Below are 14,677 nucleotides of genomic sequence, written 5' to 3'. Positions count from 1 at the left end.
TTCGTCGCAATGTCAGAACAATGCGACCTCGAATGTGGCGGGTGGAAGTCACCCCGACCATCCCTGCCATGTGCTGCAGCCGGCCCAGGCGCGCGGGGCTGTGTCGACGTGCGGCTCCGCCGCGCGGGCGGGACCGGCCACGACGGCGCCGCACCCGGCAGACATCCCGCACGCCCCCCGCTCCCCCTGCTCGGCACCCAGCGTGAGCGTGAGGCAGAATCAAGCCCGATGAGCACCTACGGCACCTTCTCCGCCCCCATCGGCTCCCGCCGAGCGCCGGCGCTCCGTACGGTCGGCACCCGCGAGCGCCGCTCACACCTGACGGCACCCCGCGTCCCGACGGTCGGCATCGACATCGGCGGTACGAAGGTGATGGCGGGCGTCGTCGACGCCGACGGCAACATCCTGGAGAAGCTCCGCACGGAGACCCCGGACAAGTCCAAGAGCCCCAAGGTCGTCGAGGACACCATCGTCGAGCTGGTCCTCGACCTGTCCGACCGGCACGACGTGCACGCCGTCGGCATCGGCGCGGCCGGCTGGGTCGACGCCGACCGCAACCGGGTCCTGTTCGCCCCCCACCTGTCGTGGCGCAACGAGCCGCTCAGGGACCGCCTCTCCGGCCGGCTGTCGGTCCCGGTCCTGGTGGACAACGACGCCAACACCGCCGCCTGGGCGGAGTGGCGCTTCGGTGCCGGCCGCGGTGAGGACCACCTCGTCATGATCACGCTGGGCACCGGCATCGGAGGCGCCATCCTGGAGGACGGCCAGGTCAAGCGAGGGAAGTACGGCGTCGCCGGCGAGTTCGGCCATATGCAGGTCGTGCCCGGCGGCCACCGCTGCCCGTGCGGCAACCGCGGCTGCTGGGAGCAGTACAGCTCCGGCAACGCGCTGGTCAGGGAGGCGCGCGAACTGGCCGTGGCCGACTCCCCGGTGGCGTACGGGATCATCGAGCACGTCAAGGGCAACATCGGCGACATCACCGGCCCGATGGTCACCGAGCTGGCCCGCGACGGCGACGCGATGTGCATCGAGCTGCTCCAGGACATCGGCCAGTGGCTCGGTGTCGGCATCGCCAACCTGGCCGCGGCCCTCGACCCGTCCTGCTTCGTGATCGGCGGTGGGGTCAGCGCCGCCGACGACCTGCTGATCGGCCCGGCGCGGGACGCCTTCAGACGCCACCTCACCGGCCGCGGGTACCGGCCGGAGGCCCGCATCACCCGCGCCCAGCTCGGCCCCGACGCGGGCATGGTCGGCGCCGCGGACCTCGCCCGGCTGGTCGCCCGCCGCTTCCGGCGCGCCAAGCGGCGCCGAGTGGAGCGGTACGAGCGCTACGAGCGGTACGCGGAGGCCCGCCGCGCCACCCGGGAGTCGCTGTGACGGCGTCGCTGCCCCGCCAGGCCACACCCGCGGACGAGCCGCCCCGGCCCCCCGAGGACCGCCGGCACATGATCCGCCGCAGGGCGATCACCCTGCTCATCATCGTGCTGCTCATCGGCGTCCCGGCCGGATACCTGGTGATCTCCGCCAACCAGAGCCGCAACAGCGGCAAGGACAAGGAAGCGAAGTACTCCGCGACCAGCCTCGCCGCGGGCTATCCCTCCAAGGTCCAGCGCCGTCTCTACCAGGTGCCGGTCCCGCACCCGGCGGACTCCGTCGCCTACTACGAGACCAACAACTGGAAGACCAGCCGCCTCTACGTCGAGTTCCGCACCACCGACGCCGGCCTGGAGGCCTTCCTGAACGGTGTGGGCGTGGGCCGGGACGACCTGAAGAAGGGCGACATCACCATCAGCGCCCGCGACCAGAACATCAGCGGCTGGACGTTCACCGGCCCGGGCCCGTGGTGGGGGCTCGTGCACGCGCAGAAGAACCCGGCGCCCACCCAGGACATCGTGGTGAACCTGGCCAATCCGGACTTCCCGATGGTGTACGTCGTCTCACGCACGGTTCCCTGACGAGGCGGCCCGGCCCGGTCGGCGGAGCCGGTTGTCATACCCCGCCCGTAGAGTCGAAGGCGACTGATTTCGACCTGACGGGCGGGAGGTGACAGACCGTATGAGCGACACGACGGTCGCGGTGGCGGACGGGCTCCAGGAGGGCGTTTCCGTGCGGCTCGCCGCGGTCTTCCTGCCCGCGCCTCTGCCGCGCGAGGGGCGAGTGGCCTTCTGGGACCCCGAGGGCGGCCTCCTCCCCGGCCGGGACACGGGGCACACGGAGCTCACTGTCGTACGACCGCACGGCACGGGCGTTCGCCGCAGGCCCACCCCCGCGCTGTCCCTCCGGCTCGACGAGGCGCTGCCCCTGCTCGTGCACGCCCGCCGCGACCCCGCCGCCCACCCCGCCACCGCCTGCTGGGGCGCGGCCGCACTCCACGCGCTGCGGCTCGCCGCGCGCGGCCGGCTGCTGCCCGGCCTGACGCCGACGGGCCACGACGCCTGGCGGGCCGGCCCCCTCGACCCGGACGACATCGCGCACCTGCGCGCGGTCGCGGCCGCCCTGCCGTACGAGGGCCACGCGGTCCCGCTGCCCGGCCCGGGACCGCTCCGGTTGCCCGAGCCGGAAGCACTGATGCGTTCCTTCCTGGACGCCGTCGCGGACACCCTGCCCCGCACCCCCGCCGCACCGCACGCCTCCGGGAAGCCCTTCGCGGACCGCCGGGCCCAGCGCCTGCCCGGCGCCCACGACTGGGCCGCGGAGGTCGCCGCCGGCATGGACGCGGGCGTACGGATCTCGCTCCGCCTGGACCTGTCCGCGTACGAGCTGTTCGACCGCGACGACAGCGACGGCATGCGCAGCGCGGGCGCGGCGATCGTCCAGGTGCACAGCCTCGCCGACCCCACCCTCGTCGCCGACGCGGCCGCGCTGTGGGCGGGCGGGGCGGACGTGGCCTTCGGACCGCGCGCCCGCGTGGACGCCGCCCTCGCCGTGCGCCGCGCGGCCCGCGTGTGGCCGCCCCTCGACCGGCTCGCCGACCAGGACGTGCCCGACGTCCTGGCCCTGTCCGGCGAGGAGCTGGAAGACCTGCTCGGCGTGGCGGCGACGCGGCTCGCGGCGGCGGGGGTCGCCGTGCACTGGCCCCGGGACCTGGCCCAGGACCTGACCGCCGCCGCGGTCGTGCGCGCCGCGCCCGGCTCGGCCACCGACGGCACGGGCTTCTTCGAGAGCGAGGAACTCCTCCAGTTCCGCTGGCAGCTGGCGCTCGGCGGCGACCCGCTCAGCGAAGCCGAGATGGACGAGCTCGCCGAGGCCCACCGCCCGGTCGTCCGCCTGCGGGACCAGTGGGTGCTCGTCGACCCGGCCCTCGTCCGCAAGGCCCGCAAGCGCGAACTCGGCCTGCTCGACCCGGTCGACGCGCTGTCCGTCGCCCTCACCGGCAGCGCGGAGGTCGACGGGGAGACGGTGGAGGCGGTGCCGGTCGGCGCGCTCGCCGCCCTCCGCGACCGCCTGACGGCCGGCGTCCGCCCGGCCGAGCCACCGCCGGGCCTGCACGCCACCCTCCGCGACTACCAGCTCCGGGGGCTGGCCTGGCTGGACCTCATGACCTCGCTCGGCCTCGGCGGCTGCCTCGCCGACGACATGGGCCTCGGCAAGACGATCACCGTCATCGCGCTGCACCTGCGCCGGGCGCGCCGCGAACCGACCCTGGTGGTCTGCCCGGCCTCGCTGCTGGGCAACTGGCAGCGGGAGATCACCCGCTTCGCGCCCGGCGTCCCCGTCCGCCGCTTCCACGGCCCCGACCGCACCCTGGACGACCTGGCCGGCGGCTTCGTCCTCACCACGTACGGCACGATGCGGTCGGCGGCGGCCACACTGGCCCGGCACACCTGGGGCATGCTCGTCGCCGACGAGGCGCAGCACGTGAAGAACCCGTACTCCGCGACGGCGAAGGCGCTGCGCACGATCCCGTCCCCCGCGCGCGTGGCCCTCACCGGCACACCGGTGGAGAACAACCTCTCCGAACTCTGGGCGTTGCTGGACTGGACGACCCCGGGGCTGCTCGGCCCCCTGAAGTCCTTCCGCGCCCGGCACGCCCGCGCGGTGGAGAACGGTGAGAACGCCGACAGGGGGGAGGCGGTGGCCCGGCTGGCCCGCCTGGTCCGCCCCTTCCTGCTGCGCCGCAAGAAGTCCGACCCCGGCATCGTTCCGGAGCTGCCGCCCAAGACGGAGACCGACCACCCGGTCCCGCTCACCCGCGAACAGGCCGCGCTGTACGAGGCGGTGGTCCGCGAGTCCCTGCTGGCCATCGAGACGGCGGAGGGCATGGCGCGCCGGGGCCTGGTGCTGAAGCTCCTGACCTCGCTGAAGCAGATCTGCGACCACCCGGCGCTCTACCTGAAGGAGGACCACGGGCCGGGCGCCGGCGACCGGCCGGCGGCCCGCTCGGGCAAACTGGCCCTGCTGGACGAGCTGTTGGACACCCTGCTGTCCGAGGACGGCTCGGCACTGGTCTTCACGCAGTACGTCGGGATGGCCCGCCTGATCACCGCCCACCTCGCCGCCCGGGCGGTCCCGGTGGACCTCCTGCACGGCGGCACCCCGGTACCGGAACGGGAACGCATGGTGGACCGCTTCCAGAGCGGGGCGACACCGGTGCTGGTGCTGTCGTTGAAGGCGGCCGGCACCGGCCTGAACCTCACCCGCGCGAGTCACGTCGTCCACTTCGACCGCTGGTGGAACCCGGCCGTCGAGGAACAGGCCACCGACCGCGCCTACCGCATCGGCCAGACCCAGCCGGTCCAGGTCCACCGCCTCATCACGGAGGGCACGGTCGAGGACCGCATCGCCGAGATGCTGGAATCCAAACGGGCCCTTGCCGACGCGATCCTCGGCTCCGGCGAGTCGGCCCTCACCGAGCTGACGGACCGTGAGCTGACCGACCTGGTGTCACTGAGGAGGGACGCGTGATGTCCGGCCCCGCCGACGAGGCACGCCGAGCACTGCGGGCCGCGCGAGGACGGGGCGGCGTCGGGGCGGACACGGCCACGGGGCGGCCGGCCCCAAGTCCCCAGCAAGACGCGGGTCACCCGGCCGAGGCTTCCGGACGGGACGCGAACCGCCAGGACCCGGCTCCTCAGCGGGCCGCCGGTCAAGCGGACGCGGTCGCCCGGCGGGGCGCGGGCGGGGCAGACCGGAGTCCCCAGCCGGACGTGGGGCGGGGGCGTTCCCCGAAGTCCGCGGAGGGCGAGAGTGCTTGGCCGGACCCGGATTCAGGGCGGGGTGCGGGCGGGTCGGGCCCGGGTCCCGAGCTGGAGGTGGGGCGGGGGCGTTCCCCGAAGTCCGCGGAGCGCGGGAGTGCTTGGCCGGACCTGGATTCAGGGCGGGGTGCGGGCGGGTCGGGCCCGGGTCCCGAGCTGGAGGTGGGGCGGGGGCGTTCCCCGAAGTCCGCGGAGGGCGGGAGTGCTTGGCCGGACCCGGATTCAGGGCGGGGTGCGGGCGGGTCGGGCCCGGGTCCCGAGCTGGAGGTGGGGCGGGGGCGTTCCCCGAAGTCCACGGAGCGCGGGAGTGCTTGGCCGGACCTGGATTCAGGGCGGGGTGCGGGCGGGGCAGACCGGAGTCCTCAGCCGGACGTGGGGCGGGGGCGTTCCCCGAAGTCCGCGGAGCGCGGGAGTGCTTGGCCGGACCCGGATTCAGGGCGGGACGCGGACCGCCAGGACTCCGCTCCCGGTCGGGATGCGGGCCGGGTGGACCCGTCTCGCCAGGGGGACGCGGGTCGGGCAGAGCCGGCTCTCCAGCGGGGACCCGGCCGGGAGCAGTCCTCGCAGCCCAAGGAGCACGAGAGCGCCCAGCCGGACCCGGCTTCCCGGCGGGGCGCGGCCCGGGAGCGGGCCGAGAAGCGCACGGAGCACCGGACTGCCCGGCCCGGGGACGTCGCTCGTGCGGCGCTGCGGCGGGCCGTGTCCGCTCGGCGAGCGGCCGATGCGTCGGACGACTCGACCGAGGCCGCGTCAGCCGGTGGCTCAACGGGGGAAGCGGACCGACCCGGCGACGCGGCGGGAGCCGCCCCGGCCGTATCGGACGCCGGCAACGCCCGGCGCGGTGAGCGCCCCGCGGACGTCGCGCGTGAGGCGTTGCGTGCGGCGCGGGTCAGCGCGGATGCGGGCGGCGAGAGTGCCGAGGCTGACCGTAAGACACCCCGCCCAGCACCCGCCGCTCCCCGGCCCCGGGAAGCCGCGCGTGGTCGTGTGGCCGACGTCCGGACCCGCGCCGTACGGGAGGTGCTCGGCGACGCGTTCCGGATGCCTGACGCGGCGGCCCGGCCGGGGGAGGAGGAGCGTACGACGACCGGCGCCGTCCCGGGTCCGGCCGACCACACGGTCCCGGGCCGACACGACAGCGACAGGGCAGACGGCCGGAGTTCGCCTGCCCAGGCCCCCGCGCCCGCCGCCCCACGCGTCCCCCGCTCCATGGCCGCCCCCGGCCGCGACACCGACCTACGCCGCACCTTCCCCGCGTTCGGGCCCAAGTCGGACGACGCCCCCTTCGCCGAGACCTGGTGGGGCAACGCCTGGGTCACCGCGCTGGAGGAGGGCGCGCTGGACGCCCAGCGGCTGGCACGCGGCCGCGGTTACGCGCGGCAGGGCCACGTGGACGCCATCACGGTCACGCCCGGGCTCGTGCTCGCCTATGTGCGGGGGAGCCGCCCCCGGCCGTACCGTGTTCAGGTGCGGCTGCGCACGCTCGGCGACGCCGACTGGGAGCGGTTCCTGGACGCCGCCGCCGAGCGGCCCGGGCACATCGCCGCGCTCCTCGACAAGGAGATGCCCCAGTCCCTGGCCGACTGCGGAGTGCCGCTGCTGCCCGGCACGGGCGACCTCGACCCCCGGTGCAGCTGCCCCGACTTCGGCCACCCCTGCAAGCACGCCACCGCCCTCTGCTACCAGACCGCGCGCCTGCTCGACGCCGACCCGTTCGTCCTGCTCCTGCTGCGCGGCCGAGGCGAACGCGACCTGCTCGACGCCCTGTCCCGCCGCAATGCCGCCCGCGCGGCGCGCGCCGCCCAGGAGCGGGAACCCGCCCCGCTCCCCGGAGTCCGGGCCACCGACGCCCTCGCGCCACGCCGACTCCCGCCCCTTCCGCCCCCCTTGCCCGTGCCCCCGCACCCCGAGCAGCCCCCGGTGTATCCCGCGGCCCCGGGCGGCCCCGACCCCTTCGCGCTGGACCAGCTGGCGACCGACGCCGCGGCCCGCGCCCACGCCCTGCTCGCCACCGGACGCGACCCGGTCGCCGAGCTGACGCTGTGGCAGGACGCGGTACGGCTCGCCGCCGCCCGCCCCGGCTCCGGGCTCACCGCGGCCACCCGCACCCTCTACTCCTCGCTCGCCTCCGCGGCCGACCGTACCCCGGCCGAGCTGGCGCGCGCCGTCGCTGCCTGGCGGCAGGGCGGCCTGGAGGGCCTCACCGTCCTCGACGAGCCCTGGGACCCGCCCGCCGGGCGCTTCGACCGGGCCCGCCCGCTTCTTCTCGCCGCAGACCTCCCTGCCTTCCGCCCCTGGCGCAACCGCCTCACCCACCCCCTCGGCCACGTCCAGCTCCGCCTGGGCCGCGAGGGCTTGTGGTACGCCTACGAATCAGAGCCGGGCCGTGACGACTGGTGGCCCCGCGGCACACCCGACCTGGACCCGGTCGGCGCCCTGACGGGCCTCGGAGCACCGAGCGAGCCCTGAGCGAGCCCGCCGATCTCGCCGTGCAGCTCCACGACGGTTGTTTCGCGGCGGTGCGTTCCGTGTGGTGAGGCGCGGACCGCGGGTCGATATCGGACATGGTCCGAGACAACAGGGAAGGGCGAGGCGTGGGTAGGGCCGATGGACCCTACTGTCTCGTGCTGCTGGATACGCCGGGCTGTCTGGCGGTGTGATCGGTCGACCGACCCGACTGGCACCCACACCCCGCAGAGGCCGGGCGGGCCCGTCGATCGCGGTGTGACACGGGTCGTTCTCCAGTGTGGCCGGGACCGATGGCCCCTCATCCCCGGGTCTCATGCGACTCAGGATGGAAAGACGCAGAACCGCTGCACCGGGCGAAGGACGGGCTGGCTGATGTATCCCAACGACGGTTTCCACGAACTCGGGCGGCAGGAATGCCTGCGGCGGATGACCAAGGTGCCCGTCGGCCGCATCGTCTACACGCGCCAGGCCCTGCCCGCCGTGCTGCCAGTGAACTTCATCGTGGACGGTGACGGTGCGGTTGTCCTGAGAACCTCCGCCGCCTCGGAGCTGGTCCGCGCGGTCGACGGCGCGGTGGTCGCCTTCGAGGTCGATGACGTCGACGCGGTCCGGCACTCCGGCTGGAGCGTCGTCGTCACCGGCGCGGCCACGGTGGTGACCGGCCCCGCCGAGCTCGAACGCCTGGCCCGCACCGGGCCGGTCTCCTGGGTGCCCTCACCGCAGGAGGTCTTCCTCCGCATCGAGCCCGAACTGGTCACCGGGCGTGAGCTGGTCGGCGGACGCACGCTGTACGGGGTGCACCACACCGCCTGAACGCCCCTTTACCTCCTTCCCGTGCCTCCTCGGCCACTGTGGGCGTTCCTGGACAAGACCTTCGGCTCGGTCACGCGACCCGGTCGGGCGAGGGCTGGACCGACGGCGGCCTTGGACCAGGCGATGAGAAGCGGGGCCCTGCCTGACAGGGACCTACGGCCCGGCATGACAGGGACGGGTGGCGTGCCCCAGGTGCGCCGAGAGGCCCTCGCTGGGGGCATCGCGAGCGACGAGCATCGAAAGCGAGGAAGTTCTACGGGCAGAGTGAGGGAGAGACCGGCGATGACCGTAACGGTGACAGCTGCACCCCGGGCGGCGACCGAGGCATGGCGAGGCTTCGCCGGTGCGCACTGGCGGGACGAGGTCGACGTGCGTGACTTCATCCAGGCCAACTACACGCCCTACGAAGCCGATTCGACGTTTCTGGCCGGGCCGACCGAGCGCACGCTCGCCGTCTGGGGCAAGATCGCTCGTCTGTTCCCCGAGGAGCGGCGCCGGGGCATCCTCGATGTCGACACGGGCCTGCCGTCCACCATCACCTCGCACCGGCCGGGCTTCATCGACCACGACCGCGAACTGATCGTCGGCCTGCAGACCGACGCGCCGCTCCGACGGGCCATCATGCCCAACGGCGGGCTTCGGATGGTCGAGAACGGGCTGAGGGCGTACGGCTACAAGGCCGACCCCTTCGTCGAGCGCGTCTTCAGCACCTACCGCAAGACCCACAACGACGGCGTCTTCGACGCCTACACCCCGGAGATGCGCGCCGCCCGCAAGGCCGGCATCATCACCGGCCTGCCGGACGCGTACGGCCGCGGCCGGATCATCGGCGACTACCGACGCGTCGCGCTCTACGGCACCGAGCGGCTCGTCGAGGCGAAGCAGGCCGAGAAGGCACTGCTGGACGCGCAGCCCTCCAGCCCGGACGTCATCCGGGACCGTGAGGAACTCGCCGAGCAGATCCGTGCGTTGGGCGAACTCGCGCAGATGGCCGCCTCGTACGGCTGCGACGTCACCCGACCCGCCGCCACCGCGCACGAGGCCGTGCAGTGGCTCTACCTCGGATTCCTGGCGGCGGTGAAGGAGCAGAACGGCGCCGCGATGTCGCTCGGCCGCACCTCCACGTTCCTGGACGTCTACCTCCAGCGCGATCTGGACGAGGGGACCCTCGACGAGACGCGGGCGCAGGAGCTGATCGACGACTTCGTGATCAAGCTGCGGATCGTACGGTTCCTGCGCACTCCCGAGTACGACGCGCTGTTCTCCGGCGACCCGACCTGGGTGACGGAGTCCATCGGCGGCGTCGGCACCGACGGCCGCCCGCTGGTCACCCGCACGTCCTTCCGTTTCCTGCAGACCCTCTACAACCTGGGCCCGGCCCCCGAGCCGAACCTCACCGTGCTGTGGTCGCCGCGGCTGCCCGAGGGCTTCAAACAGTTCTGCGCGCAGGTCTCCATCGACACCAGCGCCATCCAGTACGAGTCCGACGACCTGATGCGCCCGCGCACCGGCGACGACACCGCGATCGCCTGCTGCGTCTCCGCGATGGCGGTGGGCCGGCAGATGCAGTTCTTCGGTGCCCGCGTCAACCTGGCCAAGGCGCTGCTGTACGCGATCAACGGCGGCCGGGACGAGATGACCGGCGAGCAGATCGCACCGGAGGCGCCCGCGCTGACCGGTGAGTACCTGGAGTACGAGGAGCTGTCGTCGGCGTACGACCGCATGCTGGACTGGCTGGCGGCCACGTACGTCAACGCGCTGAACGTCATCCACTACATGCACGACAAGTACGCCTACGAGCGCGTCGAGATGGCCTTGCACGACCACCCCGTGCACCGCTTCATGGCCTGCGGCATCGCGGGTCTGTCGGTCGCCGCCGACAGCCTCTCGGCCGTCAGGCACGCCCGCGTGAAGGTCATCCGGGACGCCACCGGGCTGGCCGTCGACTACGAGGTCGAGGGCGAGTTCCCGGCGTACGGCAACAACGACGACCGCGCAGACGCGCTAGCGGTCGGCCTCGTGGAGTCGTTCATGGCGAAGGTGCGCCGCCACCCCACGTACCGCGACGCCGAGCACACCCAGTCCGTACTCACCATCACCTCGAACGTGGTGTACGGCAAGCACACCGGCAACACCCCCGACGGCCGGCGTGCGGGGCAACCCTTCGCGCCCGGCGCCAACCCGATGAACGGCCGGGACCGGCACGGGGTGGCCGCCTCCGCGCTTTCGGTGGCCAAGCTGCCGTACGAGCAGGCTCGCGACGGCATCTCGCTGATCACGACGATCACCCCCGAGGGCCTGGGCCACGACCCAGCCGAGCGCGCTCCGCACCTGGCCGGCATTCTCGATGCCTACATGGCCTCCGGCGGGTTCCACATGAACGTCAACGTCCTGGACCGGGCGACGCTGGAGGACGCCATGGAACACCCGGAGAAGTACCCGGAGCTGACGGTCCGGGTCTCCGGATACGCCGTCAACTTCGTACGCCTGACCCGCGAGCAGCAGCTCGACGTGATCAGCCGCACCTTCCACGGATCGCTGTGAGCACCACGGTCGAGCCGGTGACGGGCCGGGTCCACTCCTGGGACCTGTCCACGGGAGTGGACGGTCCCGGGACCCGGTTCGTGCTGTTCCTCAGCGGCTGCCCACTGCGCTGCCTGTACTGCGCCAACCCGGACACCTGGCACATGCGCGACGGCAAGCAGACCACCGTCGACGAGGTGATGGCCGAGATCGAGAAGTACCGGGCCTTCATCACCACCGCCAGCGGGGGAGTGACGCTCACCGGCGGCGAGGCCCTGCTGCAGCCCGCCTTCACGGCCGCCGTCTTCCGCCGCTGCAAGGAACTCGGCCTGCACACTGCTCTGGACACCTCCGGTTTCCTCGGCGCCCGCACCACCGACGAGCTGCTCGCCGGCACCGACCTGGTTCTGCTGGACATCAAGTCCTTCGACGTCCGCACCTGTCGGAAGCTCACTGGCGGCGACCTGGCACCGACCCTCAACTTCGCCACCCGCCTGGACCGGCTCGGTGTCCCGGTGTGGATTCGCTACGTCCTCGTGCCAGGATGGACCGACAACCCGGCGGCCATCGACGGACTCGGCGCCTTCCTGGCCGGGCTGGGCAACGTCGACCGGGTGGACGTCCTGCCCTTCCACAAGCTCGGCGCCCACAAGTACGACGCGCTGGGTCTCCCCTTCCCTTTGCGCGACACACCCGCACCGGATCCGGACCTGACGGAACGGGTGCGCGAGCAGTTCCGGGAGCACGGCCTGCGGGCGCTCTGACGAGTAGCCCGTTACGGCGTGAGCGAGATGCACGGCGTGAGCGAGATGCACAAGCCCGAAAGCCCCTGGCCGCAGTGATCCGGCCAGGGGCTGCTCGGTCTCGCGCCGCCCGCTCGTGGGGCCTACTCAACAGGTGCGTCGGCCGGGCCGTGGTAGGCCGCCCGCATGAGCTCCTGCATGTCGTCCAGCATCGGCATGCGCGGGTTGGCGGGTGCGCACTGGTCCTCGTAGGCGTTCAGGGCCTGCTGGGGCAGGGCGTCGAGGAAGGCCCGCTCGTCGACGCCCAGCGACTGGAACGACGGCTCGATGCCCACGGCGTCGCGCAGGCGCTCCACGGCCCAGGCGAGCGACTCCACGCCGGCCTGCGGGGTGGCGGCGGGCAGGCAGAGGGCGCGGGCGATGTCCTGGAAGCGTTCGGGGGCACGGTAGTTCTCGTACTTGGGCCAGCCCGTGAGCTTGGTCGGGACGGTGCCGTTGTAGCGGATGACGTGGGGCAGCAGGACGGCGTTGGTCCGGCCGTGTGCGATGTGGAAGGTGGCGCCGAGGGTGTGCGACATGGCGTGGACGATGCCGAGGAAGGCGTTGCCGAAGGCCATGCCCGCGATGGTGCCGGCGTTGTGCATCTTCTCCCGGGCCTCCGCCGAGCCGGCGCGGTCGTTCACCGCCGCCTCGAGGTGGTCGAAGATCAGCCGGATCGCGTGGAGGGCGAGGCCGTCGGTGAAGTCGCTGGCGTAGACGGACACGTACGCCTCGATGGCGTGGGTGAGGGCGTCGAAGCCGCTGTCGGCGGCCAGGGCCGGGGGCAGGGCGGTGGTCAGGAGGGGGTCGACGACGGCCACGCTCGGAGTGAGCGCGTAGTCGGCGAGCGGGTACTTCTTGCCCGTCGCCGGGTCGGAGATCACGGCGAAGGGCGTGACTTCGGCGCCGGTGCCGGACGTGGTGGGCACGCACACCAGGCGGGCGCGAGCGCCGAGCGTGGGGAAGCGGAAGGCGCGCTTGCGGATGTCGGAGAACTTGTGGCGCATGTCGGCGAAGTCGATGTCCGGGTGCTCGTAGAGCAGCCACATCACCTTGGCCGCGTCCATGGGCGAGCCGCCGCCGAGCGCGATGATCGTGTCCGGGCGGAAGTTCCGCATGAGCTGGGCACCGCGCTGCACGGAGTCGATGCTGGGTTCCGGTTCGACGTCGTCGATGATCTGTAGTGTCACGGGCTCGGGACGGCGCTTGAGTACGCGGTCGACGCGGTCGACGAAGCCGAGGCGGGTCATGGTCGCGTCGGTGACGATCGTGACGCGGTGGACGTCCGGCATGGACGCGAGGTAGCGGATGGCCTGCGGCTCGAAGTAGATCTTCGGCGGGACCTTGAACCACTGCAGGTTGTTGCGGCGGGTGCTCACCCTCTTGATGTTCAGGAGCTGGGCGGCGGAGACGTTGTTGGACACCGAGGTGCTGCCCCAGGAGCCGCAGCCCAGGGTCAGGGACGGCAGGAGGCTGTTGTAGATGCCGCCGATGGCGCCCTGAGAGGAGGGCGCGTTGACGATGATCCGTACCGTCTTGATGCGCTTGCCGTACGCCTCCGCCAGCGCGCTGTCCTCGGTGTGGACGACGGCGCTGTGGCCCTGGCCGTGGAAGGCGACCATGTCGGCGGCCAGGGCGAAGCCCTGCTGCTCGGAGCCGGCCCGCAGTACGGCGAGGACCGGGCAGAGCTTCTCGCGGGTGAGCGGCTCGTCCGGGCCGACGCGTTCGGCCTCGACCAGGATGAGAGAGGTGTGGGCGGGCACGGTGAAGCCGGCCTGTTCGGCGATCCACGCCGGGCTCCGTCCCACGGCCGCGGCGTTGACCTTGGGTTCGCAGCCCGCGTTCGCCTCGCCGGTGGGGAACAGGAACGCCTCCAGCTTCGCCTTCTCCTCGGCGGTCGCCAGGTGGGCGTGCAGCGTACGGAACTCGGCCAGGGCGGCGTCGTAGATCTCGTCGTCGAGGATGACGGCCTGCTCGGAGGCGCAGATCATGCCGTTGTCGAACGACTTGGACAGCACCAGGTCGTTGACGGCGCGGCGCAGCTTGGCGCTCCGATGGACGTAGGCGGGGACGTTGCCGGCGCCGACGCCCAAGGCGGGCTTGCCGGCCGAGTAGGCGGCCTTGACCATGGCGTTGCCCCCTGTGGCGAGGATCAGCGAGACGCCCGGGTGGCGCATGAGCGTGCCGGTCGCCTCGACCGACGGGGTCTCGATCCACTGGACGCACTGCTCCGGCGCGCCCGCGGCGACGGCCGCGTCGCGCACGATGCGCGCGGCCTCGGCACTGCAGCGCTGGGCGGAGGGGTGGAAGGCGAACACGACCGGGTTGCGGGTCTTCAGCGCCATGAGCGCCTTGAAGATCGTGGTGGAGGTCGGGTTGGTGACCGGCGTGACAGCGCACACCACACCCACCGGTTCCGCGATCTCGACCATGTCCTCGATGTCGTCGCGGGCGATGACACCCACAGTCCTCATACGGGCCATGCTGTGCGTGACGTGCTCGCACGCGAACATGTTCTTGGCCGCCTTGTCCTCGAAGACACCGCGGCCGGTCTCCTCGACCGCGAGCCGTGCGAGCGCGGTGTGCTGGTCCAGGGCGGCGACCGACGCCTTGTTGACGATGTGGTCGACCTGCTCCTGCGTCAGCTCCTCGTAGTCGGCGAGCGCCTTGAGCCCGTTCGTGACCAGCCGGTCGACTGCGATGGCGGTCTCGGACGGCTCGCCGCCCGGGGCGGCGGGGCGGGTTCGGGCGTCCTGTCGGGTCATGAGGGTCGCGCCTCCATCGTCGAGGTCGTGGGCCGGAGGACCGGCAGCGTGCCGTGTGAGGGAGCGGCACCGCGGGGGATCGGTACCGCTCCCACCACCACCGTCTCGCAGGCGGCAGCCGCCACCCAGG

At 72.8% G+C, this 14,677-nt stretch carries 8 protein-coding genes; 7 read left to right on the top strand and 1 reads right to left on the bottom strand.

Features of this window, described 5'->3' with window-relative positions:
* The first annotated feature begins 228 nt into the window (after positions 1–228).
* From ACZ562_RS02945 to pflA, 7 genes are all read left to right on the top strand, one after another.
* Positions 229–1,377 (top strand): ROK family glucokinase, encoded by a 1,149-nt coding sequence (locus ACZ562_RS02945; RefSeq protein WP_471173524.1) that lies wholly within the window; start codon positions 229–231, stop codon positions 1,375–1,377.
* Entirely contained in the window at positions 1,374–1,955 is a 582-nt protein-coding gene (locus ACZ562_RS02940; protein WP_471173521.1) for a sugar kinase, read from the top strand. Before ACZ562_RS02945 ends, ACZ562_RS02940 begins: the two co-directional genes overlap by 4 nt.
* Positions 1,956–2,055: 100 nt before the next feature.
* Positions 2,056–4,905 carry a DEAD/DEAH box helicase gene (locus tag ACZ562_RS02935; protein WP_471173519.1) on the top strand — a complete coding sequence of 950 codons (2,850 nt, stop codon included), beginning with the start codon at positions 2,056–2,058 and terminating at the stop codon, positions 4,903–4,905.
* Between the two features lie 989 nt (positions 4,906–5,894).
* Positions 5,895–7,664, top strand: coding sequence for an SWIM zinc finger family protein (locus ACZ562_RS02930; protein WP_471173977.1), 1,770 nt, complete (start codon positions 5,895–5,897; stop codon positions 7,662–7,664).
* Between the two features lie 372 nt (positions 7,665–8,036).
* Positions 8,037–8,477 carry a pyridoxamine 5'-phosphate oxidase family protein gene (locus tag ACZ562_RS02925; protein WP_471173516.1) on the top strand — a complete coding sequence of 147 codons (441 nt, stop codon included), beginning with the start codon at positions 8,037–8,039 and terminating at the stop codon, positions 8,475–8,477.
* A 282-nt stretch (positions 8,478–8,759) separates the two neighbouring features.
* The gene (gene pflB / locus ACZ562_RS02920) at positions 8,760–11,021 is read left to right on the top strand and encodes a formate C-acetyltransferase (RefSeq protein ID WP_471173514.1); all 2,262 of its coding nucleotides are present in this window, start codon (positions 8,760–8,762) and stop codon (positions 11,019–11,021) included.
* Positions 11,018–11,764 (top strand): pyruvate formate-lyase-activating protein, encoded by a 747-nt coding sequence (gene pflA, locus ACZ562_RS02915; RefSeq protein ID WP_471173512.1) that lies wholly within the window; start codon positions 11,018–11,020, stop codon positions 11,762–11,764. Before pflB ends, pflA begins: the two co-directional genes overlap by 4 nt.
* 122 nt (positions 11,765–11,886) lie before the next feature.
* Here the strand turns inward: pflA and adhE are convergent, their stop codons facing one another.
* Positions 11,887–14,547 (bottom strand): bifunctional acetaldehyde-CoA/alcohol dehydrogenase, encoded by a 2,661-nt coding sequence (adhE, locus tag ACZ562_RS02910; protein ID WP_471173510.1) that lies wholly within the window; start codon positions 14,545–14,547, stop codon positions 11,887–11,889.
* Between the last annotated feature and the right edge of the window lie 130 nt (positions 14,548–14,677).

The sequence above is a fragment of the Streptomyces sp. NPDC040410 genome (assembly GCF_055595715.1).
The sequence above is the reverse complement of the archived record's forward strand: the minus strand, read 5'-3'. Positions and strand labels throughout refer to the sequence as shown.

Excerpts from the sequence above, each read along its gene's own strand:
- ACZ562_RS02935 (WP_471173519.1), top strand. The coding sequence starts at position 2,056 with ATGAGCGACACGACGGTCGCGGTGGCGGACGGGCTCCAGGAGGGCGTT.
- ACZ562_RS02925 (WP_471173516.1), top strand. The coding sequence starts at position 8,037 with ATGTATCCCAACGACGGTTTCCACGAACTCGGGCGGCAGGAATGCCTG.
- ACZ562_RS02945 (WP_471173524.1), top strand. The coding sequence starts at position 229 with ATGAGCACCTACGGCACCTTCTCCGCCCCCATCGGCTCCCGCCGAGCG.
- adhE (WP_471173510.1), bottom strand. The coding sequence starts at position 14,547 with ATGACCCGACAGGACGCCCGAACCCGCCCCGCCGCCCCGGGCGGCGAG.
- pflB (WP_471173514.1), top strand. The coding sequence starts at position 8,760 with ATGACCGTAACGGTGACAGCTGCACCCCGGGCGGCGACCGAGGCATGG.